We start from the raw sequence: 25,312 nt of genomic DNA, 5'->3' as shown, positions 1-25,312 counted from the left end.
CGGTTTAGCGGATTGCGGGGCGGAAGCAAACTTTTATGCCTGTTTCAGGCAGAATTGGCGCCGCCAATGGCTTGCCCTGCGTTGGCGCGACGATTACAGCAGGCGCAGTTTTCGGAGACAACCATGCCAAGCGACAAATCCCAGCCCTCATTTGTGCTCGTGCGCCCGCAGATGGGTGAAAACATCGGTGCCGCCGCGCGGGCGATGTGGAATTTCGGGCTGGACCGGATGCGGATCGTGGCCCCACGTGATGGCTGGCCGAACCCCAAGGCAGTGGCGATGTCCAGCGGTGCGGGCCGTCTGCTGGATGAGGCGCAGCTGTTTGACGATTTGGCTGGCGCACTCTCCGACAGCACCTATGTCTTTGCCACCACGGCCCGCCAGCGCGGGTTGACCAAGCCGGTCTTCAGCCCCGAACGCGCTATGCAGATCGCGGCCGAAAAGGTCGCTGCGGGCGAAAAAGTCGCCGTGCTGTTCGGCCCGGAACGGGCAGGGCTTGAGAATGAGGATATCGCCAAGGCCAATGCCATCATCTCGGTCCCGGTGAATCCGGAATATGCCTCATTGAACCTTGGGCAATGCGTGTTGCTGACCGCCTATGAGTGGATGCGCCAGACAGGCGACGTCGTGCATGAGGCAACCGATCTGGGCAAAGGCGACTGGGCCACAGGCATCGAGGTCGAAAAACTGGTCGAACATTATGAAGACCGGCTGGAAGAGGCGGGGTTCTTTTACCCCCCCGAAAAGGCCGAAAGCATGAAGACCAATCTGCGCAATCTGTGGTCACGGATGCGGATGACGCGGGCGGATGTGCAGATGTTGCACGGGGTCATGCGTCAGATGGTCCGTTGGAAAGACAAAGGGTAAGGCTGGACCTCGTCCCATGGTGGTCCTAGCTTGCAACGAAATTCAAGACACATGAGGAACGCATGAGCGGCAAGCGCAGCATCTTCGAAGAGGTCTCAGACTCTGAAAAACAACAAGCGGTTCAACCTGGTATGATTGACCGGGGCCGCGGTGGTGCGCGTAAGGCTATCCGGGCCTGGCTGATGATCCTGTTTGCGCTTGTGGTTGTGATGATTGCGGTCGGTGGGCTGACCCGCCTGACCGATAGCGGGCTGTCGATCACCGAATGGCGCCCGCTCACTGGGGCTGTCCCGCCGATGACCGAAACCGACTGGCAGGCCGAGTTCGACAAGTACAAGCAAATCGACCAGTGGCGCATCCAGAACCAGTGGATGGAGCTGGCGGATTTCAAATCCATCTATTGGTGGGAATGGGGCCACCGGCAGTTGGGCCGTGTGATCGGGCTGGTCTGGGCGCTTGGCTTTTTCGGGTTCCTTATTGCCCGCAAGATACCAACAGGCTGGACCGGCAAGCTGATGATCCCCGGTGCTTTGGGTGGGATTCAGGGAGCGGTTGGCTGGTGGATGGTTGCGTCAGGCGTGACGCAGGGCGAGGGGATGATCGCCGTTGCCAGCTATCGCCTGGCGATCCATCTGGGTCTGGCCTTTGTGATCTTGGGTTTCCTCGCCTGGTATATGTTCGAACTTGGCCGGGATGAGCGTGACCTGATGCAGGCCCGCCGCGCGAAAGAGGCCAAACTGTTTTCCCTGTCTACCGGCCTGATGCATTTCGCATTCCTGCAGATCCTCATCGGCGCACTTGTCGCAGGTATCGACGCTGGGCGGTCTTATACCGACTGGCCATTGATCGGCGGGCAGATTTTCCCGCCGGACGCGGCGATACTGGAACCGATGTGGCGGAACTTTTTCGAAAGCCCCGGGCTTGTGCAGTTCATCCATCGTTGCGCGGGTTATCTGCTGTTGATCTTTGCCATCGTTGTCTGGCGGCGTGGCAATTCCAGTGCGCATCCGCAAACGCGCTTTGCCTTCAACATGATTTTCGCTGCCTTGTCGCTGCAGGTGGTTGTCGGGATCATGACCGTGATCTACGCGGCCCCCTGGCAGATCGCCATTTTCCATCAGTTCATGGCCGTGATCGTGTGGACTCTGATCCTGCGTGCGCGCTTCCTGACAGCCTATCCCATCGCAACTTCGATCCGCGGAGCCTGACCCAGATGACTGCCTATGATAAACTGATGGCCTTCCAACGTGAAACTTCAGCCCTTGGTCAGATTGCCGGGCGTCTGGGATGGGATCAGGAAACAGTTATGCCGCGCGGCGCAGCACCGCAGCGCGCAGAAGAAATGGCCGCGATCGAATCTGTTTTGCATGCCCGACGGTCTGATCCGCGTGTGGCAGAGTGGCTGGAGCAGGCCGACCCGCAGGACGATGTCGCCCGCGCGCAACTGCGCGAGATCCGCCGGTCCTATGAGCGGACCGTGAAAGTGCCCGCCGATTTGGCCAAGACCATCGCACGCGTTACCTCAGCCGCGCAGGGCACATGGGCACAGGCGCGCGCCGATGAGGATGTGGCGGCCTTTTTGCCCGTGTTGGAAGAGGTTGTGGCGCTCAAACGTCAGGAAGGTCAGGCCCTGGCACAGGGCGGTGATGTCTATGACGCCATGGTCGAAGATTACGAGCCCTATACGACCGGCACTCAGATCGCTGCGATCTTTGACCAGATGCGTCCGCGTCTGGTGGCATTGCGAGCAGCCGTACTGGATCAGCCCGGACCGGCCGCCCTGACTGGGACGTTTGACTCAGCGACCCAGATGCGCCTGTCACAGAAGCTGGCCACCGGATTCGGTTACGACCTGAACACTGGCCGGGTCGACAAGGCCGTTCACCCGTTCAGCTCGGGCAGCGGATTGGACGTGCGGATCACCACGCGCACCAGCGAGACCGATCCGTTCAACTGTTTCTATTCAACCATTCACGAGGTCGGCCACGCCGCCTATGAACAGGGCATCGACCCGGCCTACCTTTTGACCCCGCTGGGGCAGGGCGTGTCGATGGGCGTGCACGAAAGCCAGAGCCGGATTTACGAAAACCAACTGGGTCGATCACGCGCCTATACCGGCTGGCTGTTTGGCCAGATGGTCGAGGCTTTTGGCAGTTTCGGCGTCGCCGATGCCGATGCGTTCTATGCCACGGTCAACCGGGTCCATAACGGCTATATCCGCACCGAGGCGGATGAGGTGCAGTACAACCTGCACATCATGCTGCGCTTTGATCTTGAGCGTGCGTTGATGAGCGGCGATCTGCAGGTCAGAGACCTTGAGGGTGCATGGAATGACCGGTTCAAGGCCGATTTCGGCTATGCGGTTGATAAGCCCTCGAACGGGTGTCTGCAGGATGTCCATTGGTCCGTCGGTCTGTTCGGGTATTTCCCGACCTACTCGCTGGGCAATGTCTATGCCGGATGCCTGAATCAGGCTCTGCGATCCGCGCTGCCCGATCTGGATACTCAACTGGCCGAGGGTGACACGTCGGGCGCCACCGGTTGGCTGCGCGAAAACCTCCAACGCCACGGCGGCCTTTTCGCCCCACGCGAGATCATCCAACGCGCAAGTGGAATGGAACCGGGTCCAGAACCACTGTTGGAGTATCTGGAGCAAAAGTTTGGATCGTTGTACGGGTTGTGATAGTGGGCCTAACTGGGCCTGACCAGACAACGCACTCAATCGTACACCCAATTCGTGATAGGAGACGAAAGCTTGCTCTGAGCCCAAACCTGCCGAGAAAGCGCCAACCTGCTTATAAGTTGACACTTGTCAAGGATCGAGACTTTTAGTTCACCTACTCTGACAATGGATTGTCCACTACTTAGGCGCTTCCGACATGAACGGATTTATCCAAATTGGTATAGCAATCAGTATTATAGTTTGGGCAGTTCCCTCAACTGCCCAGAGGGCGAATCCCCATTTGATCTACGAAGAGAATTGCGCATCTTGTCACCTGCCGCATGCAGGAGATTTTGTCTCCGAAAAATTGATTGTGTCAGAAAGCGGCATTGTCGGAAAAGCTTCTGGTCGTCCCGTCATTGATTATCTGAAGGCAGGACACGGCGAGTTGTCAGACGAAGAAATCAATGTGCTGATAGAACAGTTTGAGTTCATCCAAGAATCTGGCCGTCTATTCCAAGAAAAATGCATTATTTGCCACGACAACGCCGCCGAATTTGCGCGCCAAAAGTTGATCTTGCGCGATGACATAGTTACGGGCCGGTACACAGACAGAGATGTCGCAGAGTTTTTGTTGCAGCACGGACGGCTTGATGCTTCTGAGGCACAAAAGATGGTTGAGGTCCTTATGCGCCAACTTCAGGTAAAATAAAGAGCATCAAAATACCACGCGATGCAGGTCGGTTCTTAGCCTTAATTCGGGCATTAGGTCTATGCATTGATAGGCAGTTTTGTCCGCACACCAGACACCCAGAAACATCGCCGAGGCCAGAGAGCCTCGGCTTTCATTGCTTATTCTTCCGTCTCGTCCTCATCACCCTGATCTGCGATCCAGGCAACGGATACGACCTCTTCGCCTTTGCCGGTGTTGAACACCTTCACGCCACCTGCTGACCGCGAGCGGAATGAGATGCCTTCGATCGGGACCCGGATCGACTGACCCTTGGACGTGGCCAGCATGATCTGATCTTCGATATCGACCGGGAACGACGCCACAAGTGCCCCGCCGCGCATCGCCTTATCCATCGCCGCAACACCCATGCCACCGCGCCCGCGAACGGGGTAGTCGTGGCTGGAGCTCAGCTTGCCCGCACCGCCCGTGGTGATCGTCAGGATCATGTTCTCGGCCGCAGACATCTCGGCATAGCGTTCCTGCGTGATGGTGCCGGGGGTTGCTTCATCCTCATCCGTCTCACCGTCATCGGCGATGCCTGCCACTGCGCGGCGCATCTTGAGATAGGCGGCGCGTTCATCCGGATCAGCTTCAAAGTGGCGGATCACCGACATCGAGACGACACGGTCGCCACTGCTCAGCCTTATGCCCCGAACACCGGTGGATTCGCGTGAGTTGAATACGCGAACATCAGTGGTGCGGAACCGGATTGCGCGGCCCGAATTGGTGACCAGCATCACATCTTCGTCTTCAGAGCAGATGCGTGCATTCACCAGTTCGATGCCTTCGGGCAATTTCATCGCAATCTTGCCGTTGCGGCGGACATTGGTGAAATCCGACAGTCGGTTCCGGCGCACATCACCTGCGCTGGTGGCAAAGATGATCTGCAGGTTTTCCCATTCTTCGTCCGGCACATCCACGGGCATGATCGCCGCGATGGAAACCCCGGTCGGAATCGGCAGGATGTTGACAATGGCCTTGCCCTTGCCAGTGCGCCCGGATTGCGGCAGACGCCAGGTTTTGAGCTTGTAGACCATCCCGTCAGTGGTGAAGAACAACAACTGTGTATGCGTGTTCGCCACGAAGAGGTTGGTAACGACGTCCTCTTCCTTGGTCTGCATTCCCGACAGGCCCTTGCCACCACGTTTTTGCGCCCGGAAATCGGCCAGCGGAGTACGCTTGATGTAGCCACCCGACGTGACGGTCACGACCATGTCCTCACGCTCGATCAAGTCCTCGTCTTCCATGTCGCCGGACCAATCGACGATCTCGGTGCGACGGGGCACGGCAAACTGTTCACGCACGCTGCGCAGCTCGTCCCCGATGATCGACATGATGCGCTCTCGCGAGGACAGAATATCCAGGTATTCCTGGATCTTACCCGCCAATTCTTCCAGTTCGTCCGTAACCTCTTTGACACCGATCTGGGTCAATCGCTGCAGGCGCAGGTCGAGGATGGCGCGGGCCTGAACTTCGGTCAGGTTATAGGTGCCGTCGTCGTTCATCATCGACAGAGGGTCGTCGATCAGGCGCAGATAGCTTTCGATCTCAGCCGCGGGCCAGCGGCGGGTCATCAGCTTTTCACGCGCTTGCGCGGCGTCAGCGGATGACCGGATGGTTGCAACCACCTCATCCACATTCGAAACTGCCACGGCCAAACCGCACAGGATGTGACTGCGTTCGCGGGCCTTGCGCAGGTCGTAAGCCGTACGGCGCGCAACAACGTCTTCGCGGAAATCGATAAAGCTGGTCAGGAAGCGGCGCAGGGTCAACTGCTCGGGCCGGCCACCATTCAGCGCCAGCATGTTGCAGCCAAACGAGGTTTGCATCGGCGAAAAACGGAACAGTTGGTTCAGAACCACTTCGGGCGTGGCATCACGTTTCAGTTCGACCACAACGCGTACGCCGTTACGGTCGGATTCGTCCTGAACGTGGCTGACGCCTTCAATCCTCTTCTCACGCACGGCCTCGGCGATCTTTTCGATCATCGAAGCCTTGTTCACCTGATATGGAATCTCATCAACCACGATGGCATAGCGGTCTTTGCGGATTTCCTCGACGCGGGTCTTGGAGCGGATTATGACGCTGCCGCGCCCTTCCAAATAGGCTTTGCGCGCGCCGGACCGGCCCAGCATTACGCCGCCGGTCGGGAAGTCGGGGCCTGGAACATACTCGATCAGCTGCTCGGACGTCAGATCGGGATCGTCGATCAGGGCTAGGGTGGCGTCGACCACCTCACCAAGATTGTGCGGCGGGATATTGGTCGCCATGCCCACGGCAATGCCGCCAGCGCCGTTGACCAGCATGTTCGGGAACCGTGCGGGCAAGACTGTCGGCTCTCTGTCTTTGCCGTCATAGTTGTCCTGAAAATCGACGGTGTCTTTCTCGATATCCGCCAGCAGAGAGGCGGCGGGCTTGTCCATCCGAACTTCGGTATAGCGCATGGCCGCCGGGTTATCGCCGTCCATCGAGCCAAAGTTGCCCTGACCATCCAGCAGCGGCAGCGACATCGAGAAATCCTGAGCCATCCGCACCAACGCGTCATAGATCGCGCTGTCGCCGTGTGGGTGGTATTTACCCATTACGTCGCCGACCGGACGGGCCGATTTGCGATAGGATTTGTCATGGGTGTTTCCGGTCTCGTGCATCGCGTAAAGGATGCGCCGATGTACCGGTTTCAACCCATCGCGCAGATCAGGAATCGCACGGCTAACAATGACCGACATCGCATAGTCCAGATAGGACGTGCGCATTTCGGATTCGATGGAGACCGTCGGGCCACCGTAAACGGGGCGTTCTGGTGGGTTTTCATCCATATTTTCAGGAACTTCTGGCGTATCGCTCACGTAAACTGCCCGTTCTGTATGCAGACTCTATATCTTGTGGATACACCTTATCAGACCCGGCACATAAGGTGCAAGCAAGCAACCATTTTGCAAGTGAGAAACTCCGGTAACATCACGGTAACATATTGTTAACTAAGGATTAGGGTGTTTTCGTGATACAATAGGCGGACCTTGCAATTAATATTGAGGTCGAAATGGAGCGCAGCGAAACGGAATTGATGCTTAAAGGATATGGGCTGACAACGGCGGAATTATTCTACCACATGCCCGACTATATCCATGTTCTGAACACCTTCATCTGGCAGGAATACGATCTGGCGCCGGATCATCCGAAACTGTTCGAGTTCATTGATTTCTGGCAGCGAGAGATCGAAGGTCCCTTACATTCCGTAAAATTCACCCACCGTAAGATGATCGCGCCCGGAGAGTGGCGCAATCAAGTTGGCGAGTTTCGGGTGAATTAGCCGCCCTGACAGATTATTGGCTGTGTAACGAAAGGGCGTGTTCCATTTGATTTTCTTAGGCTAGGGTCGTGTCCAAACCATTGATCAGCTAAGGAAATGTCCCATGCCCAGAATGTTGCTGTTTGTCGCCGCCGTTTTGCTTGGTGGGTCAGTCGCCGCTGAGGGAGTTTTGGACAAGATCAAAAAAGGCGCGGCAAACGCGGCTGACGTTGTCGGGCAAGGGGCCGAAACCGTTGGCGAGACAATCGATAAAGGCGCGAAAGCTGTTGAGGGTACGGTCGACTCGACCACCGAATTGCTAAGCAATGAGGCCACTCCGGAAGAGACGCGCGCCAAGCTGGACACATTGGCCACGCAGATTCTGGATCAGTTGCTGGCCGAAAATCCCGAAGCGCAATCACTGTACGAGGTCTGTGCCGGCTATGCCGTGTTCGACTCGCGCAAGGTTACGGTGTTTCCAGTCTCGGCTGGGTATGGGCGGGGTGTGGCGGTGTCAAAGGACACCGGCCAGCACACATATATGAACATGGGAACAGGCGGCGTGGGTGGAGCGATCGGCATCGGCGGTTTTGAATCCAAATTTGTGATCATGTTCGAAACATCTGCTGATCTGGATAAGTTCATCACTCAAGGCTATGACGCGACCGCCGAAACCGGTGCCATGTACGGCGACGAAAACACGACGGAAATCGTGCGATTCAGCGACGGTCGGTCCTTTTTTGCATTGTCCAAGACAGGGTGGCGCGTGGCAGCGGGCGCGTCGGGTACAAAATTCTGGAAATCGCCGGAACTGAACTGATCAACCCGAGCAGCTGGCCCCGCCCAGAACGCAGAATTTGGCACAATGCGGATGGTTAAGGTGCACGTCCGTTTCCGCCTCGGCCAGCGTATGCCCCATCTCGAATTCCGGCTCATAAGGCAGCAACGTGCAGGCCAGAACGGCCGGTTTTTCAGCGCCCTTGCGTTTGACCACCATCCGGGCACTGGCGCACATCACAGTCGCGGGTGATTTGTCCAAGATACCCCAGCAGGCGGTGGTAATTTCCGGCACTTCGACGGTTTCGTCCATTTCAGGGAAAAGGACCGTTCGCGCAGGGTCATGCGCGTCGATGCCAAACCCGTGGCGGTTGAATAACGTAGCATATCCCTGACGGCTTTTTTCATCGTCCTCGCCCCATACGGTTCTGCCGGCAACAGCCATCCGGAATCCGCCATCGCGTAGCCACTTCATACCTTCCACGGTTTTGTCAAAACTGCCTTTGCCACGTTCCTTATCGTGCAGGTCGGCACGATAATGGTCGAGCGATACCCGCAGCGTCAGTTTCCCAGCGTAGTCGCGCTGAAGTTCAGTCAATCCCTCGCGCATCTTCTGGCGCATCATTGGCCGCATCGCGTTGGTCAGTATCAACACCTCATAGCCGCGTTCCAGCGCAGCGCGTGCCATCTCGATCATGTCGGGGTTCATGAACGGCTCACCACCGGTAAAGCCAATCTCACGCACGGGCCAGTTTCTGTCTTCGATCTGGTCCAGATAGTCTCGCACTTCATCCGCCGAGATATAGACCAACGCATCATTGGTCGGGCTGCTTTCGATATAGCAGTTGACACATTCGATGTTGCACAAAGTCCCGGTATTGAACCAGAGCGTCTCGGGGTTGGTCAACGCCACCGAGGCACGAGTCTGGCCATCCGCTGTCACCAATTTGTTTTGAAACTTGCCGATATTGACGATCTGAGGGGCGTTGTCTTTCATTCCGGTTTCCGGTTCTTTTCTGTTGTCACCTTGAATTAGAGGTTTCAGACCGTTTCGCAAAGTGAGACATGGGTGAGCTGACAGAGAATTGATGTCGCGGAAATCCGCAAAAATGGTTGCGCTAACATTGGACATTGAGCATAGGGCAAGGTAAGGAAAACACATGGTTTCTCGCGTCATACCTGTAGACCCCTTTGATCTGGTCATTTTTGGCGGAACCGGCGATCTGGCGCAGGGTAAAATCCTGCCTGCTCTGTTTCGCCGGTTTTGTGCTGGCCAGTGGGCTGAAGGCGCGCAAGTAATCGGGGCGGCCAGAACGGATTACGACCGTGACAAGTTCCGCAATTTGGTCCGCAACTCGCTTGAGGCACATGCCGGACGACACAGTCAGGACACCGCTGCACTGAACGCGTTTTTGCAGCGGGTTGATTATGTGACATTGGATGCTGTTGCGGATCATGGCTGGGTCGAGCTTGCGCAGAAACTTCAGCCGGATCGGGTTCGGGCGTTCTATTTTTCGGTGGGGCCGCGGTTGTTTGGCCCTCTGGCGGAACGGATCGAGGCTTATGATCTGACTACGCCGCAGACGAGGATCGTGGTTGAAAAACCCTTTGGCCATGATCTGGAAAGTGCGCGAGCTTTGAATGCCACGCTGGCCGCGCATTTCAGGGAAAGTCAAATCTATCGAATCGACCACTATCTGGGCAAGGAAACCGTCCAAAACCTGATGGCTGTTCGGTTCGGCAACATGTTGTTCGAACCACTTTGGAACAGCCAGTATGTCGACCATATCCAGATCACCGTAGCCGAATCCGTCGGAATTAACGGCCGTGAAGAGTATTACGAGCGCGCAGGCGCGATGCGCGACATGATGCAGAACCACCTGATGCAGCTTTTGTGCCTGATCGCCATGGAGCCTCCGGCCAAGTTCGACCCGGATGCGGTGCGTGATGAAAAGCTCAAGGTTATTCGCGCTCTGGACCCGGTAAAGCCGCATCATATCGTGCGGGGGCAGTTTGAGGGCGAAAGTTCAAGTTACCGCAAAGCGGTTGGAAATCCGCGCTCGACCACGGAAAGCTATGTGGCGCTGCGGGCGCATATCAGCAACTGGCGATGGGCGGGAACACCGTTCTACTTGCGCACAGGCAAGCGCCTTGTGGCCCGGTCTTCGGTGATCAACGTGATGTTCAAAGACGCTCCGCACTCGATCTTTGGAGCGGATGCCGGGCGTCATGCGAATGCGCTGTCGATCCGCCTGCAGCCAAATGAGGGTATCACGCTGAAAGTGACGATCAAAGAGCCCGGGCAAGGAGGTATGCGTTTGGTCGACGTGCCCCTGGATATGAGCTTTGCCGAGGCATTGGGCGCCGAGAACCAGGACCCGCCAGACGCCTATGAACGTCTGGTGATGGATGTGATCCGAGGCAATCAGACGCTGTTCATGCGCGGTGATGAGGTCGAGGCCGCCTGGGCCTGGACAGACCCGATCATCGCAGGATGGCAGGCGCGTGGCGACGTGCCGAAACCTTATGAGAGCGGCAGCACTGGGCCGGGCGACGCCGAGCTGCTGATGAAACGGGACGGTCGCCGTTGGCAAGGGATAAACCCATGAAAATTCAGGAATACGCCGACCGGGATATGCTAGCCATCGACGTGGCCAATGCTATCGCCGGAGATCTTGAGGCGGCGCTGCTGCATCACGATCTGGTCTCTTTTGCTGTGCCGGGCGGTACCACACCCGGGCCGGTCTTTGACGGATTGTGTGCCGCTGATTTGGATTGGGACCGGGTCCGAATTCTGCCAACGGATGAACGGTGCGTGCCCAGCGACAGCGATCGCGCAAATGCGCGGCTGATCCAAGAGCGTTTGCTGACCAATCGCGCCTCAGTCGCGCAATATGTGCCTCTGTATCTGGATGGCAAAGATCCGGAATCGGTGCTGCCCGAAATTGAGAGCTTGATTGCGCCCGTGCTGCCTCTTTCGGTTCTCATGCTGGGTATGGGCGAAGATATGCACACCGCCTCGCTGTTTCCGGGGATGGAAGGGTTGGCCGCCGCATTGGACGGGCATGCGCCACCTTTGGCCGTGGCCCGACCCGAAGTTCAGCCCGAGGCGCGGATTACATTAACGGCTCCGGTCTTGGACGGCGCATTGTCTAAGCATCTGGTGATTTTTGGGGAAACCAAACGCAAGGCGCTGGACCGGGCCATGTCCCTGCATCCCAAAGAGGCGCCGATTGCTGCTGTGTTGGGCGGCATGACGGTCCATTGGGCGGAGTAGAGTTATGAACCTGGATACTCTCAAGGCATTTGCGTCAGATGGCGGTCATTCCATTTTGGACTTGTTCGAACAAGACGTGGATCGGGCACAGGTTTTCTCGACCTCAACGGGCGATATGCTGTTTGACTATTCAAAGACGCAGATTGACGCAGATATTCGCGCAGCCCTGATCCGCCTATGCGACGAGGCGGGGCTTGCCGACAGGCGCGACGCGATGTTTGCGGGTGCCAAGATCAATGAAACCGAAGAACGCTCGGTTCTGCATACGGCATTGCGGAATCTGGATGGCGGTCCGGTCGACGTGGATGGTCTGGATGTCATGCCTGGCGTTCTGGATACGCTGCAGCGGATGCGTGTCTTTGCCGAAGAGGTGCGCGGTGGCGCGGTGGCCGGGGCAGGGGGCAGCTTTACCGATGTGGTGAATATCGGAATTGGTGGGTCTGATCTGGGACCGGTTATGGCCACGCATGCACTGGCTCCGTATCACGACGGGCCGCGGCTGCACTATGTCTCGAATGTAGACGGGGCACATATTGCCGATGTTCTACGGCAGCTGGATCCGACGCGGACACTTGTGATTGTCGCGTCCAAGACGTTCACGACCATTGAAACCATGACCAATGCCCGCACCGCGCGCGCCTGGATGGTCGATGGCGGCGGGGAGCCGGCCCGACAGTTTGCTGCGGTTTCCAGTGCTTTGGACAAGACTCAGGCCTTTGGCATTCCCGAACAGCGCGTGTTTGGTTTCGCCGATTGGGTCGGCGGACGTTATTCGGTTTGGGGGCCTGTGGGCCTGCCGGTGATGATTGCCGTAGGCTCGACGGCCTTTGACGCGTTTTTGCGTGGTGGACAGGCAATGGACGTGCATTTTCGCGCCGCCGATTGGTCCGAGAATATGCCGGTGATGTTGGCTTTGACCGGTATCTGGCATCGGCAGGTTCTGGGATATGCCAGCCGGGCCGTGCTGCCATACGATCAGCGTCTCCTGCGCTTGCCCGCATATTTTCAGCAGCTCGAGATGGAGTCGAATGGCAAATCCGTTGCCATGGACGGCAGTGCGCTGACCATTCCTTCGGGTCCGGTGGTCTGGGGTGAGCCTGGTACCAATGGTCAGCATGCGTTTTATCAGCTGATCCATCAGGGCACAGACGTTATCCCTTGCGAATTCATGGTCGCTGCCGAGGGACATGAACCTGAGCTGACCCACCATCACCGGCTGCTGCTGGCCAACTGTCTGGCCCAGTCCGAGGCGCTGATGCGCGGCCGATCGCTGGACGAGGCGCGGCAGCGCATGGCCGACAAAGGGTTGACGGGTGAAGAATGCGAACGTCAGGCCCGACATCGGGTGTTTGCTGGCAATCGTCCCTCGACCACGCTGATGTACCCCAAACTAACGCCTTTTGTTCTGGGTCAGGTCATTGCCCTGTACGAGCATCGCGTATTCGTCGAAGGGGTCCTGTTGGGGATCAACTCTTTTGACCAGTGGGGCGTTGAACTGGGCAAGGAACTGGCGACTTCACTGGGGCCAATCGTGGACGGTGCAGAAGGTACCGAGACCAAAGACGGGTCAACCGCCGCCCTTGTTGCCTATGCCATGTTGCACCGGGAAACCGAATAAAAGCCAGCTTTACAGCCCTGGCATGACGCATTCTTCTATTGTCAGACAATTAAATGCTTGGCAGGGTTTCTTTTGACCGCGCCGATTGCAGAAGATGCGTGGCAAACAAGAAGGTGCTGCAAAAAGCGGCCCCGACACAGGGAGGATGTCCATGCTGGGACAAATGATGACGCAACCGTTGCTGATCTCGTCACTGATCGAGCATGCCGATCGCTATCATGGCCAAACCGAGATATATTCTGTCGAAACTGACGGCAGCTTGACTGAAACGAACTGGTCGCAAGTCGCCGCGAACGCACGAAAATTAGGTTCTGCACTGTTAGGTCTTGGGCTGGAACCGCACGCTCGGATAGCGACATTGGCATGGAACAACCGCCGCCATCTGGAAATCTACTATGGCACTTCGGGTGCTGGATTCGTCTGCCACACCGTAAACCCCAGGCTGTTTCCAGAGCAGCTGACCTATATCATCAATCATGCGCAGGACCGGGTTCTGTTTTTCGACGCCACATTCATCCCGCTTGTCGCCGCTTTGAAGGACCAACTGACAGAGGTGCAGCATTTCGTGTTAATGGGTCCGCGGAATGATGACGCAATCGCGCAGGTTCCAGGGGTGCAGTTCTATGATGAGCTGATCGAAACCGGTGATTCCGGCTTTCAATGGCCCAGACTGGACGAAAACACAGCCTCAAGCCTTTGTTACACCTCGGGCACAACCGGAAACCCCAAGGGGGTGCTCTATTCCCATCGCTCGACAGTTTTGCACAGTTTTGGATCCAACACGCGTGACGTGATCGGGTTTTCGGCGATGGATGTGGTACTCCCAGTTGTGCCGATGTTCCATGTGAACGCTTGGGGATCGCCGTACGCTTGCGCGATGTCGGGGTCTCGGATGGTATTACCGGGACCAGATTTGCATGGCGAGGCATTGGTCAATTTGATTGACAGCTATGGGGTGACACTGGCCATGGGCGTGCCGACGATCTGGCAGGGTCTGCTGGCCTCTGCAAAGAAGTCGGGCAGTCAACTGTCCAGTCTTGAGCGCACAGTTATTGGTGGGGCCGCATGTCCGCCGTCGATGATCGAGACGTTCCGCGAAACCTATGGTGTCGATACAGTCCACGCCTGGGGGATGAGCGAGATGAGCCCGCTGGGAACCGCGAACCAGCCCTTGGCGAAACATGGAAAACTGCCCAAAGAAGAGCAGTATGGGCTTCGGGAAAGTCAGGGCCGTCCTTGTTATGGGGTCGAATTGAAAATCGTTGATGATTTCGGCAATGAGCTTCCGCGTGACGGTGAAACACAGGGAGACCTGATGGTGCGCGGATACTGGGTATTGGACAGCTATTTCATGATGCAGGATCAGGGTCTGCTGCAAGACGGTTGGTTTGCCACTGGCGACGTGGCGACACTGGACCCGGACGGGTATATGACGATCCGAGATCGCTCAAAGGACATCATCAAATCCGGCGGTGAATGGATCAGTTCGGTCGAGCTCGAAAATATCGCGGTGGCACATCCAAAGCTGGCAGGCGCAGCCGTTGTGGGTGTGCCGCATCCGAAATGGGACGAACGGCCCGTTCTTGTGGCGGTGAAAGCCGAGGGGGCAAACCCAAGCGAAGAAGAATTGCTGGCGTTTTTTGGTGGTAAGATCGCCAAGTGGCAGATCCCGGACAGGGTAGTCTTTGTGGACGCGCTGCCACTGAACGCGACTGGCAAGATCCTGAAACGCAACCTGCGGGAAGACTTCAAAGATGTGCTGAGTACCTAGCGCAAGATCACTGGCCTGGCAGACACAAGCGAGATGGTTTGCCGGGTTTTCTGACTTCGCGGCGAACGTAGATCTATAGCCCCTCAGCCTTCTGAAGTTCCACGCCTGAAATCTGCCAGTTTGGGCTTCCTCGTGCGCCTGAAATACTCGAATGAACTGCCGGGCCAGTTGGTGGTTATCCGCTCGCCATCTTTGTAATAGCTGCGCTCGATCCGCGCCCACTGACTTTTGGCAAGACGCTGTTGCATCTCGTCATCGAAACGCAATGCCGCCTCAGGTTTTACTTCGATCGTGCCGTGATCGGCCGCCTTGATAAGTTGGATGACAAAACCGATTTGCGCTTCGATCATGGCCAGAACCGTCGTGTGGCCAAGGTTTGTGTTTGGTCCGTAAATAATGTGCAGATTAGGGAATTTGGGAACCGAGATGCCAAGATAGGCCCGCGCACCACCTTCATCCCAAACATCGCGCAACAAGATACCATCACGTCCCTTGATATCAATAGCTTGCAGGAAGGGGTTGGATTGGAACCCAGTGCCAAGAATGACCACATCATGGTTGCGTTCGGTACCGTCTGTGGTCTTGATCCCATCTTTGGTGAAACAGTCGATTCCGTCCGTCACCAACTCAACCTTATCCTGGTTCAGGGTCTGATAGTAGCTGTCCGAGACCAAAAGACGACGCGCGCCGGGCGGGTATTTGGGCCGAAGCGCCTCGCGCAGTTTTGGGTCCGATATCGTCTTTTCCAGATGCCGGTTCAGTATGTTCTGCATCAGCATCTCGTGCAGTTTCGATCCTTTCATGACTGGAAAGATCTTGAATTCATTCTCGGCCCAAAGGCGGAAACGATAAAGTTTTTGAAGGAAAGGCATCGAACGCATCAGCGACTTGAAGCTCTCGCCATAGGTCTTGTTGCCTTTGGGCATGACCCAATTTGCCGTGCGTTGATAAACTGTCAGACTGCGTGCCTGTTTGGCGATCTCTGGGATGAACTGCAGCGCGCTGGCTGCATTTCCAATCACGGCAACTGATTTGTCCTTCAGGTCGATATCATGGCGCCATTCGGCAGAATGGAATATGGTTCCCCCGAAGAGCTTCATCCCCGGTATCCCAATACGGTTGGGAAAGTGCAACTGACCAACCGAGCAAACCACGTGGCGGCAGAGATAGGTTTCATCTCCATTGCCCTTGGTCGTTACAGTCCACATTTCACTGGTCGGATCGAAGCTTGCTGAAGTGACGGCGCAGCCAAGGCGTAAATGCGCGATCACTCCGAATGTTTCCGCACAATCCCGGATGTAATCCAGAATCTCTTTCTGTCCCGACCATTTTCGGCTCCAGTTCGGCGTTTTGCTGAAAGAGTAAGAATACAAATGCGAGGGCACATCGCATTCCGCACCGGGATAGGTGTTATGCTGCCAAGTGCCCCCAAATTCAGTGGCCTTGTCGAGTATTGCGAAGCTGTCGATTCCCGCTTGTCTGAGCTGGTAGCCCATACCAATGCCGCCAAAGCCAGCACCTATGATCAAACAGTTCACCTGCTTCATGATACTTCCTTATGCTCGTATGTCCGTTTCGCGACTTGCCAGTGGCGTTTCTGATCTGCCTGGTTTGGCTTTGGGACAAGCGTGACCGGCATAAAATCTTCTTTCAATTTATCTCAAGTTCACCTGAGCCTGCTAATAACTTGGGCCCAGACTAAGTCCTTCAATGCAAATGTAATTGGGAACTTATCCCTCAACTTTGAGTTGAAGGGAATGGAAAAATTAGAGGATGAAACTTTGAAACCGTTTATCATCTGCCTTGAGTTATGGCGCACGGCCTGAGGCAGGGTGTTTCTATAGTCGTGAAGATTTTGGAAGATTGGCTCCGGCGGTAGGGATCGAACCTACGACCAATTGATTAACAGTCAACTGCTCTACCGCTGAGCTACGCCGGAACGGTTCGCGCCGTATAGCAACCCGACTCTTCGCCGTCCAGAGGGGAAGCGCGGTTTTGGAAAAAAAATTACCTCGGCATCTATGGGGTTCTGGCGAAGATCGCGCCGACGGATAATTTTGACTGCGGTGCAACCAGAAATCGGCATGTAAGATCAACGAGATGGGCGAATACATTCCGTTCGGCAGCGGGCAACAGGGCAGCGGGGGTTTCGGTATAGATTCGCTCGGCCAATTCCCGGGCGGTTCCTGGCCTGGTTTCCAATGCGGACAGAATCTGTTTTTCCCGGGCGCGCCGGTGGGTGATCAACCAATCGAGCCTTTTGGCAGGGTCGTTAATCGGTGCGCCATGCCCTGCGTGGAATACGGACCAGTTATGTTGTCCTAGCTTTTCGCAAGCCGCCATGAAATCGGTCAGATCACCATCAGGTGGTGACACCAGTGAACTGGCCCAACCCATCACATGATCGGCGGTAAAGCAGACATCCCCCCAACCCAGCGCAATATGGTTACCAAGATGACCGGGCGTATGGATCACATTCAACTGCCACCCTTCGGCGGCGATTACATCACCATCTTCGACTTCGATATGCGGGCGGAACGCCGTGTCGATCCCTTCACCTCCGCCTGCGAGCCCCTGATTGGCCAATTCGGACATCACCTCACTGCGGCCTGCTTCAGGGCCTCCGAAAGCAATGATCTTTGCTTGCGTTCGTTCGGCCAGCGGTGCAGCCAGCGGAGAGTGGTCCAGATGAGAATGTGTGACAATGATGTGGCTGATCCGTTGTCCGGGTTTAACCGCGTTCAGGATTGCATCCAGATGGTCCGCATTGGCAGGGCCGGGGTCAATCACCGCAAGATCGGTTTGGCCAAGCAAGTATGTATTGGTGCCGCGATATGTCATCGGAGACGGGTTGGGGGCGAGAATCCGCCTTAGGCCCGGTTGTAACTCGTCATCTCGACCTGGCATTGGATTGAAATCGTCCGGTGCTTGCATTCTGCACTCTTTCTCTCGTCTGAACAGCCCGTTAGGTTTAACCCATGACGACGCAATGGCTCAAACTTTATATGCCGCGCAGCCTGTACGCACGGGCGGCTTTGATTCTCATTTTGCCGGTGGTGGTGATGCTGCTGGTGATCAGTGTCGCCTTTTTGCAAAAGCACCTGGAAGATGTCACCGCGCAAATGACTCGTGCCGCATCGCGTGAGGTTACGCTGGTTACGGATGTGATAGAACATTCTGAAACGCAGCATCAGGCGGTGGCCGAACTTCGGCCCGATCTGGCCGCGCTTGATATGAAACTGCGGTTTCTCGGGATAAACGAAACGCCAGTCATCGGGAATCGCCGCTGGTATGATTTCATTGCACCTCAAGTCGAATCCGAGTTGCGCGCTTTGCTTCCCGATCTTGTAGCGGTCGCCTTGCCAAGCGGGCAGGAGGCTCGATTGTATCTGCAGACGGATTTGGGTGTATTGCAGCTAACTTTCGACCGTCGGCGATTGTCCCCAACCGCGCCGCATCAGTTGATTGTGACCGTCTTGTTCTTTGCGATCATCATGACAACCATTTCGTTTTTGTACATGCGCAACCAGCTACGACCGATCACCCGTCTGGCCGAGGCTGCACAGGCGTTCGGACGCGGGCGGGTTGTTCCTTATTCGCCAGGCGGCGCGATCGAGGTGCGGGCCGCTGGCAGTGCGTTTCTGGATATGCGCGCCCGGATTGAGCGTCAGATGGAGCAGCGCACCATGATGCTGTCCGGTGTCAGCCACGATTTGCGAACGCCTTTGACGCGTCTCAAGCTTGGGCTGTCTTTGTTGCCCGAAGGTGAGGCAGCGCCATTGCAACAGGACGTGGATGAAATGCAGCTATTGCTGGACGCGTTTTTGGACTTTTCCAAAGGAGCGGCAGAGGTGGCGCCGGAATCCGTAGACCCTGAGAGGTTCCTTCGGCAGATCGTCAAGGATGCGTGCAGGGCAGGGCATAAGGTCGAATTGGTAAAGGTTGATGGCGCAGGAACCGCGATGTTGCGCCCGACGGCTATTCGTCGCGCGGTAGAGAACTTGATCGGGAATGCGGTCAGGTACGGAAATCGCGCTGAGATCAGCCTGTCGGTCTCCTCCAAATCGCTGCGTATCCGCGTCGAAGATGATGGTCCGGGTATTCCGCCCGAGCAGCGCACCGAAGCGGTCAAACCTTTCTCGCGATTGGATCCTGCGCGCAACCAGAATCGGGGCAGCGGTGTTGGTCTGGGGTTGGCCATTGTGGCAGATGTCGCCCGAGCCCATGGCGGCGTGCTTCGATTGGGCAAAAGCGAACATCTGGGCGGTCTGTGTGCCGATATTATCATCGGTCGCTAGAGCATCGTGCACCGGACCTCTGCTCTGCCAAATCTGGTGTGAGTTCATCTTGGATTGTCGGATGTTCAGTGACCGATAAACTGATTCAAGCGCCTGAAAAGTTACCGGGATATCCCGGGCGGGAATCGAAGATATGTCCTGAAACCGTGGGGCACTTGCCTCGCAACCTATTGTTAGGTCGTGGAGCATCTCTCTCTATTTTCGGGCTGATCGATCGTTGTTTCTAAAGGAAAATTTGCGGAATTTGGTAGGCCCGGAGGGACTCGAACCCCCAACCAAAGCGTTATGAGCGCTCTGCTCTAACCAATTGAGCTACAGGCCCGCCTAGGCGCTTTGCCTATCATGGTGAACGCCCGCGTCAAGCCTGACCGTTGCAACATCTCCAACAATCGACTAACCCGCGCGGGAACCATTCAAAAGAGGTTGGCCATGACAGCGGGCAAAAACGGAATCACCTACGCGGATGCGGGCGTTGATATTGATGCGGGGAATGCTCTGGTCGACCGGATAAAACCTGCTGCCAAGCGGACCAACAGATCCGGTGTGATGAGCGGGCTGGGCGGGTTCGGCGCATTGTTCGACCTGAAGGATGCAGGTTATCGGGACCCGATTCTTGTCGGCGCCACCGACGGTGTTGGCACCAAGTTGCGGATCGCGATTGATACAGGCCTGGTCGATGGCGTCGGTATCGATCTTGTGGCCATGTGCGTCAACGATCTGATCTGTCAGGGGGCTGAGCCACTTTTCTTCCTCGACTATTTCGCCACAGGCAAACTGGATACCGAGACCGCCGCACGGATTATTGAGGGCATTGCCGAAGGCTGCGTTCAATCGGATTGCGCATTGATCGGTGGTGAAACTGCCGAGATGCCGGGCATGTACCCCGATGGTGATTTCGATTTGGCCGGGTTTTCGGTCGGTGCGATGGAGCGCGGCGCACACCTTCCTGCAGATGTTCAAAAGAGTGACGTGTTGCTTGGGCTGGCCTCAAACGGGGTGCATTCCAATGGCTATTCGCTAGTGCGCAAGCTGGTCGAGATCTCGGGCCTGGGTTGGGATGCGGCATCGCCCTTTGGGGATGGATCGCTGGGCGAGGCACTGCTGACCCCGACGCGCCTTTACGTGAAACCTGCGCTACAGGCGATCCGGACAGGCGGGGTGCATGCGCTCGCCCATATCACCGGCGGTGGCCTGACCGAAAACCTGCCACGGGTGCTGCCCGAAGGGCTGGGTGCCCAGATCGACTTGAACTCCTGGGATTTGCCACCCGTATTCCGCTGGATGGCAGAAACCGGCGGTATTGCTGAATCCGAGATGCTCAAGACTTTCAACTGTGGCATCGGCATGATCGTGGTTTGCGGCGCAGAGCAGGCCGACGACCTGTCGGCACTGCTGGCCCAAGCTGGTGAGACGGTTTCGCGGATTGGCACCGTGACCGACACCGCAGGAGTGGCCTATTCGGGCAAATTGCTGTGAGCCATAAGCGCGTCGCCATTCTGCTCTCGGGCGGGGGGTCGAACATGGTCTCTCTGGTCGACAGCATGACCGGCGACCATCCGGCACGGCCTTGTCTGGTCTTGTCCAACGATGCCGGGGCAGGCGGGCTGAAAAAGGCCGCTGATCGTGGAATCGCGACCGCCGCCGTTGATCACCGACCCTTTAAAGGCGACCGCGCGGCTTTCGAAGCCGAGCTGCTGAAACCGTTAGAGCAAGCACAACCGGACATCGTGTGTTTGGCTGGGTTCATGCGGGTGCTGACCGGTGATTTCGTCTCGCGCTTTCAGGGTCGGATGCTCAACATCCACCCGTCACTGTTGCCGAAATACAAGGGTCTGAACACCCATGCCCGTGCGATTGCAGCAGGTGATATCAAGCATGGATGCTCGGTTCACGAAGTGACCGCAGCGCTGGACGATGGCCCAATCTTGGGGCAAGCCCGCCTGAATATTGAGGCTGGAGACACTCCTGAGACTTTGGCGTCGCGCGTTCTGACCTACGAACACAGGCTTTATCCGGCCGTATTGCGCCGCTTTGCCGGAAATGACCGCACACCGGTGCTTTTGCCGTGAATCCCGCGGGGTGATTTACACGCGGTTGCCATTCGGCCTATGGTTCGCCCGACGGCCCGGAAACGTGTAGGACTGACGGGTGATTAAAAACAAAAGCAAGAATAGCACCACGAATGAAAACCCTCACGACGACGCAAGAGCTGGCCGATTTCTGCAAAGCGGCTGCGGCCTTTGATTACGTAACCGTAGATACCGAGTTCCTGCGCGAACGGACCTACTATTCCAAACTTTGCCTGCTTCAACTGGCGGTCCCGTCGCCCGACGAAGACAGCGCCGTTTTGGTCGACCCGTTGGCCGAAGGGATGACTCTGGAGCCTTTGTACGAGCTCTTCGCCGATGAAAGCGTGGTTAAAGTATTTCACGCAGCCCGTCAGGATCTTGAGATTTTCTGGGTTGAGGCGGGTGTGTTCCCCAACCCTCTGTTCGACACCCAGGTCGCTGCTATGGTCTGCGGATTTGGCGAGCAGGTTGGCTATGAAACCCTAGTGCGCAAGATTTGTAAGGAAGGCGTGGACAAGACCTCTCGATTTACTGACTGGTCACGCCGCCCACTGTCCGAGGCGCAAAAGACGTATGCCCTGGCAGATGTAACGCATCTGCGGAAAATCTATGAGTATCTGTCGGCCGAGTTGACGAAAACCAAGCGCAGCCATTGGGTCGCCGAAGAGCTGCGCACGCTGACGCAATCCGGCACCTATGAGATCCAGCCCGAAAATGCGTGGAAGCGTATCAAAACCCGGACGAACTCGGCCAAGTTTTTGGCTGTTGTTCGCGAGTTGGCCGAGTTCCGCGAAACCTATGCGCAGGAAAACAACGTACCGCGCAGCCGGGTGTTCAAAGACGACGCTCTGATCGAACTGGCATCGACCAAGCCGAAATCTTTCTCAGATTTGGGTGGATCGCGCCTGCTGTTGCGCGAGGCCCGCAAAGGGGTCATTGCGGATGGGATTCTGGCCGCCGTCAAAAAGGGTGTTAATTGCCCACCAGAAAAATTGCCCAAGATTGATACCAGCCGTGACAAGATGAAGGTAAATCCTGCGCTTGCCGACCTATTGCGGGTGCTGCTGAAATCAAAAACCGAAAGCTCGGGCGTGGCCGCCAAACTGATTGCTACCAGTTCCGAACTGGATCAGATCGCAGCCGGTGAACGGGAATTACCTGCAATGTCCGGTTGGCGGTTCGAGGTATTCGGCGAAGATGCCCTGAAACTGTGCGATGGCAAAATCGCCCTGGCAGCTAAAGGGCAGACCGTCACGGTCGTAGAGCTTTAGCAGGAATTATCTGCGGCGGGATTCCAGGGCATTTTGTTCCCCTTTGACGCGGACCAACCGAATGTTTGCAAGCTCGTCTCGGCTGATATTGATTGCATTGGATACTCTTCGGGACCGTTCGGTCCCCTGGCTTGTCGCATATGACGGGTAGTCGACACGGAACGTGAATTCGAGAATGCCGTTTTTTGCATTCTCTTCGCTTTCAACACGAACAAGCCGCGCATTATAGGCACCCTGCCTTGCAGCAATACCAGTCGTGTAAACGATAGCTCCATTCGGAATTGGATCGATCCGCAATTCTTCGATCTTGGCGATCGGGAAGCTCTTATCCTCGGGTGGCTTCTTGGAAAACAGGCCAACACCATCGTCTGTCTGGGGAACCAGCGCATTTGCATCGTTCACCGAGACTTCAGAGGGTGCCGGAGTACTGGACCCAAACCAGTTTGTCGGGTTGACCCGAGAATCACGCCAAGCGCTGCAAGCCGACAGGGTCAAGGCAGCAGCCAAAAGAACAGACAGTGATTTCTTCATCGTCACAACACCCAGAGCAGTCTATATGGCAATGAGTTATAGCACTTTTCCGGGTTTGAAAAGCCACGTGGGGGGCTGGACAGATGCTGGTCAGGATCATAGTTCAAAAATGTGAACCCAATGAGAGGACAGCCCCGAGATGGCGACACCTGCTTTCGAAGAAATCGTCGAAGATTTCGAATTCCTGGAGGACTGGGAAGACCGGTACCGCCATGTCATCGAGCAGGGGAAAGCGATGGCGCCAATGGATGATGCGTTGAAGGTGCCTGCAACCAAAGTACATGGTTGCGCCAGCCAGGTCTGGCTGCATCCCAGTGTCGAGGGAGGGACCTTTCATTTTGACGGCGACAGTGATGCTCTGATCGTGCGGGGGCTGATTGCGGTTCTGCGATCCCTATATAACGGCCTGCCGGTTCAAGAAGTCCCGCAGGTTGACGCAGGAGGCGAACTGGCGCGGCTGGGGTTAAACGATCATCTTTCCGCGCAACGATCTAACGGTTTGAGGGCGATGATCGACCGTATCCGCGAGGTCGCGATAGAGGCCGCCTAAAGCGGGCGGCTGGCCCAGTCGCTCAGCGTGGATTGCAGATCACCATAGCCGGTAAAACGGCGCTCGAAAGCTAGGCCCATTCGGTCTGCGCACTCCTTGGCCCGTTCGGTCAGAACCGCATCATCAGTCTGTGCCTGATAAACCAGTTTCGTGTAGTTGCCGAAATACATTTCCCTAAGCTCGGGGTGCCGATCCAGCCCCAGCGGCTTCCAGACGAAGGCATCGAATTGACGTGCCAGAAAATCTGTTAGGTAGAACGCTGTAGTTTCATCCTCGCCGCGATTTTCAAAGACCTGGTTCCCCTCGAAGAAAGAATAGCAGTGGGGCCCTTTAATCATCTCCACTCCAATCTCCTCGCAGGCTTTCTGCAACAGGCCACCGGTGCCGCAATCTGCGTAGACGACATAAACTTTATCGTATTGGTCGCGGTGTTTGGCAACGGCCTCTTCCACCGCCTGCGTGATCCGTTCCGGGTGGACGTGCAAGATGGCGGGCAGGCAGGTCAGTTCCATATGATCCCAGCCGTTACGACGCTTTAGGTCCAGGATTTCCCGCGCCAGCGCACCGCAGGCCAATAGCAGAATTCGCCCTGCGCCGTGATGGTCTGAATAGCCCTGTGTTGTCAGGCTGGCGTCGTCGGGAAGTTGGTCCTGAGTCATTTCGCGCCTCTTTCTCGTTATCTAGAAAATCGGCTTATTCGGTGGCTGGCAAGCCCGTATTCGACACATAATGTCGGCTTCGGATCAGGGTAGGGTGAATAAATGAAAAAGGCCGCCCGAAAACCGGACGGCCCTGAAATGGTCTAGATGTCGATCAACCCGCCAGCTGATTGTGCTTGCGCGAGACAAAATCCTTTGCGGTCTCAACCGCTACGGCCGCGTCACGGCAATAGGCATCAGCACCGATCGCCTTGCCGAACTCTTCGTTCAGGGGCGCACCGCCAACCAGAACGATATAGTCGTCGCGCCGACCCTGTTCGATCAGTGTGTCGATCACGACTTTCATATATGGCATGGTCGTCGTCAGCAGTGCCGACATGCCCAGAATATCGGGCTGTTCGGTATCAAGCGCTTCCAGATAGTTTTCGACGGGGTTGTTGATGCCGATATCAACAACCTCGAATCCGGCGCCTTCCATCATCATTGACACCAGGTTTTTGCCAATGTCGTGAATGTCGCCTTTAACAGTGCCGATCACCATTTTACCAACACGCGGTGCGCCGGTTTCGGCCAGCAGCGGCTTGAGGATAAACATGCCGCCCTTCATTGCGTTTGCGGCCAGCAAGACCTCGGGTACGAACAGAATGCCGTCACGGAAGTCGTGGCCCACGACCGTCATGCCGCCGACCAGTGCCTTGGTCAGGATGTCATAAGGTGTCCAGCCGCGCTCCAGCAGGATGTTCACACCTTCTTCGATTTCTTCTTTCAGACCGTCGTAAAGGTCATCGAACATCTGTTCGACCAGTTCGTCGTCGTTCAGTTCGGACAGGACGATGTCTTCTTCATCGGACATGGGGCGTTTCCCTGAGCTGTTCGGGCCTTGCGCCCGTGGTGGCATTTTTTCCGTTTTGGCCATTTCGCCGTAATACTACTGTGACGA

22 protein-coding genes and 2 tRNA genes are annotated in these 25,312 nt (G+C 56.4%); 15 read left to right on the top strand and 9 right to left on the bottom strand.

The window, feature by feature from the left end:
• Positions 1 to 123: 123 nt before the first annotated feature.
• The 4 genes from AC2FIM_RS03115 to AC2FIM_RS03100 all read left to right on the top strand — a co-directional run bounded on the left by AC2FIM_RS03115 (position 124) and on the right by AC2FIM_RS03100 (position 4,241).
• Positions 124 to 867 (top strand): RNA methyltransferase, encoded by a 744-nt coding sequence (locus AC2FIM_RS03115; protein WP_281972025.1) that lies wholly within the window; start codon positions 124 to 126, stop codon positions 865 to 867.
• Between the two features lie 62 nt (positions 868 to 929).
• Positions 930 to 2,075 carry a heme A synthase gene (gene ctaA / locus AC2FIM_RS03110; protein ID WP_496707941.1) on the top strand — a complete coding sequence of 382 codons (1,146 nt, stop codon included), beginning with the start codon at positions 930 to 932 and terminating at the stop codon, positions 2,073 to 2,075.
• Positions 2,076 to 2,080: 5 nt separating this feature from the next.
• Positions 2,081 to 3,550 (top strand): carboxypeptidase M32, encoded by a 1,470-nt coding sequence (locus AC2FIM_RS03105; RefSeq protein WP_271947314.1) that lies wholly within the window; start codon positions 2,081 to 2,083, stop codon positions 3,548 to 3,550.
• A gap of 196 nt (positions 3,551 to 3,746) precedes the next feature.
• Positions 3,747 to 4,241: a hypothetical protein gene (locus AC2FIM_RS03100; protein WP_271947312.1), complete on the top strand. Its 495-nt coding sequence runs from the start codon at positions 3,747 to 3,749 to the stop codon at positions 4,239 to 4,241.
• 140 nt (positions 4,242 to 4,381) lie between these two features.
• On the opposite strand, the gene gyrA is transcribed toward AC2FIM_RS03100, so the two are convergent.
• Entirely contained in the window at positions 4,382 to 7,078 is a 2,697-nt protein-coding gene (gyrA, locus tag AC2FIM_RS03095) for a DNA gyrase subunit A (RefSeq protein WP_271948064.1), read from the bottom strand.
• A 224-nt stretch (positions 7,079 to 7,302) separates the two neighbouring features.
• Between gyrA and AC2FIM_RS03090 the strand changes: the two genes are divergently transcribed.
• The gene (locus tag AC2FIM_RS03090) at positions 7,303 to 7,572 is read left to right on the top strand and encodes an usg protein (RefSeq protein WP_142633572.1); all 270 of its coding nucleotides are present in this window, start codon (positions 7,303 to 7,305) and stop codon (positions 7,570 to 7,572) included.
• 103 nt (positions 7,573 to 7,675) lie between these two features.
• Entirely contained in the window at positions 7,676 to 8,371 is a 696-nt protein-coding gene (locus tag AC2FIM_RS03085; protein ID WP_496675804.1) for a lipid-binding SYLF domain-containing protein, read from the top strand.
• On the opposite strand, the gene AC2FIM_RS03080 is transcribed toward AC2FIM_RS03085, so the two are convergent.
• Positions 8,372 to 9,325 carry a radical SAM protein gene (locus AC2FIM_RS03080; RefSeq protein ID WP_496707942.1) on the bottom strand — a complete coding sequence of 318 codons (954 nt, stop codon included), beginning with the start codon at positions 9,323 to 9,325 and terminating at the stop codon, positions 8,372 to 8,374.
• Positions 9,326 to 9,488: 163 nt separating this feature from the next.
• Here AC2FIM_RS03080 and zwf point away from each other — a divergent pair, with 163 nt between their 5' ends.
• From zwf to AC2FIM_RS03060, 4 genes are all read left to right on the top strand, one after another.
• Positions 9,489 to 10,937, top strand: a complete 1,449-nt coding sequence (gene zwf / locus AC2FIM_RS03075) for a glucose-6-phosphate dehydrogenase (RefSeq protein ID WP_496728327.1) — start codon at positions 9,489 to 9,491, stop codon at positions 10,935 to 10,937.
• On the top strand, positions 10,934 to 11,605 hold the full coding sequence (gene pgl / locus AC2FIM_RS03070; RefSeq protein WP_496675797.1) for a 6-phosphogluconolactonase: 672 nt from the start codon (positions 10,934 to 10,936) through the stop codon (positions 11,603 to 11,605). Before zwf ends, pgl begins: the two co-directional genes overlap by 4 nt.
• A 4-nt stretch (positions 11,606 to 11,609) precedes the next feature.
• Positions 11,610 to 13,223, top strand: coding sequence for a glucose-6-phosphate isomerase (gene pgi, locus AC2FIM_RS03065; protein WP_271947302.1), 1,614 nt, complete (start codon positions 11,610 to 11,612; stop codon positions 13,221 to 13,223).
• A 151-nt stretch (positions 13,224 to 13,374) separates the two neighbouring features.
• A complete protein-coding gene (locus AC2FIM_RS03060) occupies positions 13,375 to 14,994 on the top strand; it encodes a long-chain-fatty-acid--CoA ligase (protein ID WP_271947299.1) in 1,620 nt (539 codons plus the stop codon).
• Between the two features lie 83 nt (positions 14,995 to 15,077).
• Here the strand turns inward: AC2FIM_RS03060 and AC2FIM_RS03055 are convergent, their stop codons facing one another.
• The 3 genes from AC2FIM_RS03055 to AC2FIM_RS03045 form a co-directional block, all read right to left on the bottom strand.
• A complete protein-coding gene (locus AC2FIM_RS03055; RefSeq protein WP_496707945.1) occupies positions 15,078 to 16,541 on the bottom strand; it encodes a flavin-containing monooxygenase in 1,464 nt (487 codons plus the stop codon).
• A gap of 317 nt (positions 16,542 to 16,858) precedes the next feature.
• Positions 16,859 to 16,933 (bottom strand) — tRNA-Asn (locus tag AC2FIM_RS03050).
• Between the two features lie 80 nt (positions 16,934 to 17,013).
• The gene (locus AC2FIM_RS03045; RefSeq protein WP_496700429.1) at positions 17,014 to 17,928 is read right to left on the bottom strand and encodes an MBL fold metallo-hydrolase; all 915 of its coding nucleotides are present in this window, start codon (positions 17,926 to 17,928) and stop codon (positions 17,014 to 17,016) included.
• 44 nt (positions 17,929 to 17,972) lie between these two features.
• Between AC2FIM_RS03045 and AC2FIM_RS03040 the strand changes: the two genes are divergently transcribed.
• Positions 17,973 to 19,292, top strand: a complete 1,320-nt coding sequence (locus AC2FIM_RS03040; protein ID WP_142633580.1) for an ATP-binding protein — start codon at positions 17,973 to 17,975, stop codon at positions 19,290 to 19,292.
• Between the two features lie 245 nt (positions 19,293 to 19,537).
• Here the strand turns inward: AC2FIM_RS03040 and AC2FIM_RS03035 are convergent.
• Positions 19,538 to 19,614 (bottom strand) — tRNA-Ile (locus AC2FIM_RS03035).
• A 107-nt stretch (positions 19,615 to 19,721) separates the two neighbouring features.
• Between AC2FIM_RS03035 and purM the strand changes: the two genes are divergently transcribed.
• The 3 genes from purM (at position 19,722) to rnd (ending at position 22,632) form a co-directional block, all read left to right on the top strand.
• A complete protein-coding gene (purM, locus tag AC2FIM_RS03030; RefSeq protein WP_496675783.1) occupies positions 19,722 to 20,768 on the top strand; it encodes a phosphoribosylformylglycinamidine cyclo-ligase in 1,047 nt (348 codons plus the stop codon).
• Positions 20,765 to 21,361: a phosphoribosylglycinamide formyltransferase gene (gene purN / locus AC2FIM_RS03025; protein ID WP_496707784.1), complete on the top strand. Its 597-nt coding sequence runs from the start codon at positions 20,765 to 20,767 to the stop codon at positions 21,359 to 21,361. Before purM ends, purN begins: the two co-directional genes overlap by 4 nt.
• Before the next feature lie 113 nt (positions 21,362 to 21,474).
• Entirely contained in the window at positions 21,475 to 22,632 is a 1,158-nt protein-coding gene (rnd, locus tag AC2FIM_RS03020) for a ribonuclease D (protein ID WP_271947287.1), read from the top strand.
• Between the two features lie 6 nt (positions 22,633 to 22,638).
• Here rnd and AC2FIM_RS03015 read toward each other — a convergent pair whose 3' ends face one another.
• The gene (locus AC2FIM_RS03015; RefSeq protein WP_271947285.1) at positions 22,639 to 23,163 is read right to left on the bottom strand and encodes a hypothetical protein; all 525 of its coding nucleotides are present in this window, start codon (positions 23,161 to 23,163) and stop codon (positions 22,639 to 22,641) included.
• A 139-nt stretch (positions 23,164 to 23,302) separates the two neighbouring features.
• Here AC2FIM_RS03015 and AC2FIM_RS03010 point away from each other — a divergent pair, with 139 nt between their 5' ends.
• Complete coding sequence (locus AC2FIM_RS03010; RefSeq protein WP_271947283.1) at positions 23,303 to 23,713, top strand: SufE family protein; 411 nt, start codon at positions 23,303 to 23,305, stop codon at positions 23,711 to 23,713.
• Here AC2FIM_RS03010 and AC2FIM_RS03005 read toward each other — a convergent pair.
• Both AC2FIM_RS03005 and AC2FIM_RS03000 read right to left on the bottom strand, forming a co-directional pair.
• Positions 23,710 to 24,372: a DUF1638 domain-containing protein gene (locus tag AC2FIM_RS03005; RefSeq protein ID WP_271947281.1), complete on the bottom strand. Its 663-nt coding sequence runs from the start codon at positions 24,370 to 24,372 to the stop codon at positions 23,710 to 23,712. The two genes, AC2FIM_RS03010 and AC2FIM_RS03005, sit on opposite strands and share 4 nt — an antisense overlap.
• Positions 24,373 to 24,526: 154 nt before the next feature.
• Complete coding sequence (locus AC2FIM_RS03000; protein WP_271947279.1) at positions 24,527 to 25,225, bottom strand: corrinoid protein; 699 nt, start codon at positions 25,223 to 25,225, stop codon at positions 24,527 to 24,529.
• Positions 25,226 to 25,312 lie beyond the last annotated feature (87 nt).

Source organism: Ruegeria sp. CDSC052, from assembly GCF_059610685.1.
This window is presented reverse-complemented; position numbering and strand designations above follow the sequence as displayed.

Coding starts and splice junctions, on each gene's coding strand:
- rnd (WP_271947287.1), top strand. CDS start 21,475: ATGAAAACCCTCACGACGACGCAAGAGCTGGCCGATTTCTGCAAAGCG.
- AC2FIM_RS03100 (WP_271947312.1), top strand. CDS start 3,747: ATGAACGGATTTATCCAAATTGGTATAGCAATCAGTATTATAGTTTGG.
- AC2FIM_RS03005 (WP_271947281.1), bottom strand. CDS start 24,372: ATGACTCAGGACCAACTTCCCGACGACGCCAGCCTGACAACACAGGGC.
- AC2FIM_RS03115 (WP_281972025.1), top strand. CDS start 124: ATGCCAAGCGACAAATCCCAGCCCTCATTTGTGCTCGTGCGCCCGCAG.
- AC2FIM_RS03055 (WP_496707945.1), bottom strand. CDS start 16,541: ATGAAGCAGGTGAACTGTTTGATCATAGGTGCTGGCTTTGGCGGCATT.
- AC2FIM_RS03000 (WP_271947279.1), bottom strand. CDS start 25,225: ATGTCCGATGAAGAAGACATCGTCCTGTCCGAACTGAACGACGACGAA.
- gyrA (WP_271948064.1), bottom strand. CDS start 7,078: ATGGATGAAAACCCACCAGAACGCCCCGTTTACGGTGGCCCGACGGTC.
- pgl (WP_496675797.1), top strand. CDS start 10,934: ATGAAAATTCAGGAATACGCCGACCGGGATATGCTAGCCATCGACGTG.
- AC2FIM_RS03040 (WP_142633580.1), top strand. CDS start 17,973: ATGACGACGCAATGGCTCAAACTTTATATGCCGCGCAGCCTGTACGCA.
- purM (WP_496675783.1), top strand. CDS start 19,722: ATGACAGCGGGCAAAAACGGAATCACCTACGCGGATGCGGGCGTTGAT.
- zwf (WP_496728327.1), top strand. CDS start 9,489: ATGGTTTCTCGCGTCATACCTGTAGACCCCTTTGATCTGGTCATTTTT.
- AC2FIM_RS03010 (WP_271947283.1), top strand. CDS start 23,303: ATGGCGACACCTGCTTTCGAAGAAATCGTCGAAGATTTCGAATTCCTG.
- pgi (WP_271947302.1), top strand. CDS start 11,610: ATGAACCTGGATACTCTCAAGGCATTTGCGTCAGATGGCGGTCATTCC.
- AC2FIM_RS03015 (WP_271947285.1), bottom strand. CDS start 23,163: ATGAAGAAATCACTGTCTGTTCTTTTGGCTGCTGCCTTGACCCTGTCG.
- AC2FIM_RS03085 (WP_496675804.1), top strand. CDS start 7,676: ATGCCCAGAATGTTGCTGTTTGTCGCCGCCGTTTTGCTTGGTGGGTCA.
- ctaA (WP_496707941.1), top strand. CDS start 930: ATGAGCGGCAAGCGCAGCATCTTCGAAGAGGTCTCAGACTCTGAAAAA.
- AC2FIM_RS03060 (WP_271947299.1), top strand. CDS start 13,375: ATGCTGGGACAAATGATGACGCAACCGTTGCTGATCTCGTCACTGATC.
- AC2FIM_RS03045 (WP_496700429.1), bottom strand. CDS start 17,928: ATGCAAGCACCGGACGATTTCAATCCAATGCCAGGTCGAGATGACGAG.
- AC2FIM_RS03090 (WP_142633572.1), top strand. CDS start 7,303: ATGGAGCGCAGCGAAACGGAATTGATGCTTAAAGGATATGGGCTGACA.
- AC2FIM_RS03105 (WP_271947314.1), top strand. CDS start 2,081: ATGACTGCCTATGATAAACTGATGGCCTTCCAACGTGAAACTTCAGCC.
- AC2FIM_RS03080 (WP_496707942.1), bottom strand. CDS start 9,325: ATGAAAGACAACGCCCCTCAGATCGTCAATATCGGCAAGTTTCAAAAC.